This is a genomic window from Cupriavidus sp. NPDC089707 (assembly GCF_044748965.1).
Classification (GTDB): Bacteria; Pseudomonadota; Gammaproteobacteria; order Burkholderiales; family Burkholderiaceae; genus Cupriavidus.
The window spans coordinates 1-2,246 of the sequence record NZ_JBIVHB010000056.1 but is presented as its reverse complement, the minus strand read 5'-3'; the positions used below and the strand labels follow the sequence as shown (position 1 = coordinate 2,246).

At 59.2% G+C, this 2,246-nt stretch carries 6 protein-coding genes; all 6 read right to left on the bottom strand.

Annotated elements, in window-relative coordinates; genetic code table 11:
• The coding region (gene rpsN, locus ACIP1U_RS32510; protein ID WP_400324045.1) for a 30S ribosomal protein S14 at positions 1-198 on the bottom strand (198 nt) is incomplete at its 3' end.
• Between the two features lie 9 nt (positions 199-207).
• Complete coding sequence (gene rplE / locus ACIP1U_RS32505) at positions 208-750, bottom strand: 50S ribosomal protein L5 (RefSeq protein ID WP_010812386.1); 543 nt, start codon at positions 748-750, stop codon at positions 208-210.
• 25 nt (positions 751-775) lie between these two features.
• Entirely contained in the window at positions 776-1,084 is a 309-nt protein-coding gene (rplX, locus tag ACIP1U_RS32500) for a 50S ribosomal protein L24 (RefSeq protein WP_400324042.1), read from the bottom strand.
• Between the two features lie 9 nt (positions 1,085-1,093).
• Positions 1,094-1,462, bottom strand: coding sequence for a 50S ribosomal protein L14 (rplN, locus tag ACIP1U_RS32495; protein WP_010812388.1), 369 nt, complete (start codon positions 1,460-1,462; stop codon positions 1,094-1,096).
• A gap of 278 nt (positions 1,463-1,740) precedes the next feature.
• Positions 1,741-2,019, bottom strand: coding sequence for a 30S ribosomal protein S17 (rpsQ, locus tag ACIP1U_RS32490; protein WP_010812389.1), 279 nt, complete (start codon positions 2,017-2,019; stop codon positions 1,741-1,743).
• Positions 2,016-2,210: a 50S ribosomal protein L29 gene (rpmC, locus tag ACIP1U_RS32485; protein WP_008642937.1), complete on the bottom strand. Its 195-nt coding sequence runs from the start codon at positions 2,208-2,210 to the stop codon at positions 2,016-2,018. Before rpmC ends, rpsQ begins: the two co-directional genes overlap by 4 nt.
• Positions 2,211-2,246 lie beyond the last annotated feature (36 nt).

The window sequence follows — 2,246 nt, the reverse complement described above, 5'->3', positions numbered from 1 at the left end:
GATCGCGCAGCGGTTACGCTGGCGAGTCGGGTTCGCGTTGCGCGGGAGCTGCTGCAGCTCGAGACGCGCGCTGTAACGCTCTTCTTCCGACTTCTCTTGGTCGTCGATGATGGCCTTGAGGTTGGCGCGCTTGGCGGCGTACTTCGCCACCAGCTTGGCGCGCTTCTTCTCACGTTCAATCAGAGCCAGTTTAGCCACGGTTACCCCTTAATTGCGGAACGGGAACTTGAACGCACCGAGGAGTGCCTTGGCTTCCTCGTCGTTCTTTGCCGTCGTCGTGATGCTGATGTTCAGACCACGCAGTGCGTCGATCTTGTCGTACTCGATTTCGGGGAAAATGATCTGCTCTTTCACACCGATGTTGTAGTTGCCACGACCGTCGAACGAACGGCCCGACACACCACGGAAGTCACGCACGCGCGGCAGGGCCACGGTGACGAAACGATCGAGGAATTCGAACATGCGCTCGCCGCGCAGGGTCACCATCGCACCGATGGGGTAGCCCTGGCGGATCTTGAAGCCGGCGATGGCCTTCTTGGCCTTCGTCACGACCGGCTTCTGACCAGCGATCTTGGTCAGGTCGCCGACGGCGTTTTCAATGATCTTCTTGTCATTGATCGCTTCACCAAGGCCCATGTTCAGGGTGATCTTGGTGATGCGCGGCACTTCCATGACCGACTTGTAGCCGAACTGTTCGATCAGCTTCGGCACAACCTGTTCTTTGTAAAACTCTTGCAGACGTGCTGCCATGCTCAACTCCTAAACGTGCCCAGAATCAAGCTGCCACGACGGCACCGGTGGTCTTCAGCACGCGCACGCGCTTGCCGTCTTCCACCTTGATGCCGACGCGCGACGGCTTGCCATTGGCATCCACGAGCGCAACGTTGGAAATATGCAGGGGCATGACCTTGTCAACCACGCCACCAGTGGTGCCCAGCATCGGGTTCGGGCGCGCGTGCTTCTTGGCGATGTTCACGCCTTGCACCGAAACCTTGTCACCGAGCACGGCCTGCACGGTACCGCGCTTGCCCTTGTCCTTGCCGGTCAGGACGATGACTTCATCGCCTTTGCGAATCTTGTTCATGTCGGCTCCTTACAGCACTTCCGGAGCGAGCGACACGATCTTCATGAAGCGCTCGGTACGGAGTTCACGAGTCACCGGCCCGAAGATACGGGTGCCGATCGGCTCGAGCTTGTTGTTCAGCAGGACGGCGGCATTGCCGTCGAACTTGATCAGCGAACCGTCAGCGCGGCGCACGCCCTTGGCGGTACGCACGACGACGGCGTTGTAGATGTCGCCCTTCTTCACGCGACCGCGCGGCGCTGCGTCCTTGACGGTCACCTTGATGATGTCGCCAACGCTTGCGTAGCGGCGCTTGGAGCCACCCAGCACCTTGATGCACAGCACTTCGCGCGCACCAGTGTTATCGGCCACTTCGAGCCGGCTTTCTGTCTGAATCATGGTGTTTGTCTTCCCAACTTAATCCGCCAGGTGCGATAGCGCCCGTCGGTCAGTCTTGGTCCCGTCGGCTCCGGCCTTGCGCCAGCACCGTCTGGGTTGATCAACTTTGAAGTCGGTAGGAACCTGGCAATCCCGACAGATCGTCGAGGCCGCCTGGCCCTGGCTCGCTCAACAGGCCCGCCTGGGTGGTACAACTTAGGCGAACGCAATAAAGCGGAAGTCCAGGATTATAGCTACATAATCCTGGACTTGCAAGTCAAGCTAAGAACGTGTTGTTCTTAGATGACGCGTGCAGCCTCTACCAGCCGGGAAACCACCCAGGACTTGGTCCGCGACAGCGGACGGCCTTCCTGGATTTCGACCTTGTCGCCTTCCTTGTACTGGTTGGCTTCGTCGTGTGCGTGGTACTTCTTGGAACGCAGCACGTACTTGCCGTACAGGGGATGCTTGACGCGGTTTTCCACCAAGACCGTAACGGTCTTGTCCATCTTGTCGCTCACGACACGGCCGACCAGGGTGCGGCGAAGCGACTTTTCCGTTTGTGCAGCTTCAGTCATTTCGCGTTCGCCTTTTCAGTCAGCACGGTTTGCACGCGCGCGATGTCCTTGCGAACCTTCTTCAGCTGGCTGGTGTTCTGCAGCTGTTGGGTTGCCTTTTGCATGCGCAGGCTAAATTGGGCCTTCAGCAGCTCGGAGAGCTCCTGGTTCAGGCCTGCGGCGTCCTTGCCGCGAAGTTCGGATGCTTTCATCCCTGCTCTCCTTACGTCCCGACCTGGCGCACCACG

Bases quoted from the DNA above. Each gene is read 5' to 3' on its own strand.
- rplE (WP_010812386.1), bottom strand. From the start codon at position 750: ATGGCAGCACGTCTGCAAGAGTTTTACAAAGAACAGGTTGTGCCGAAG.
- rplX (WP_400324042.1), bottom strand. From the start codon at position 1,084: ATGAACAAGATTCGCAAAGGCGATGAAGTCATCGTCCTGACCGGCAAG.
- rplN (WP_010812388.1), bottom strand. From the start codon at position 1,462: ATGATTCAGACAGAAAGCCGGCTCGAAGTGGCCGATAACACTGGTGCG.
- rpsQ (WP_010812389.1), bottom strand. From the start codon at position 2,019: ATGACTGAAGCTGCACAAACGGAAAAGTCGCTTCGCCGCACCCTGGTC.
- rpmC (WP_008642937.1), bottom strand. From the start codon at position 2,210: ATGAAAGCATCCGAACTTCGCGGCAAGGACGCCGCAGGCCTGAACCAG.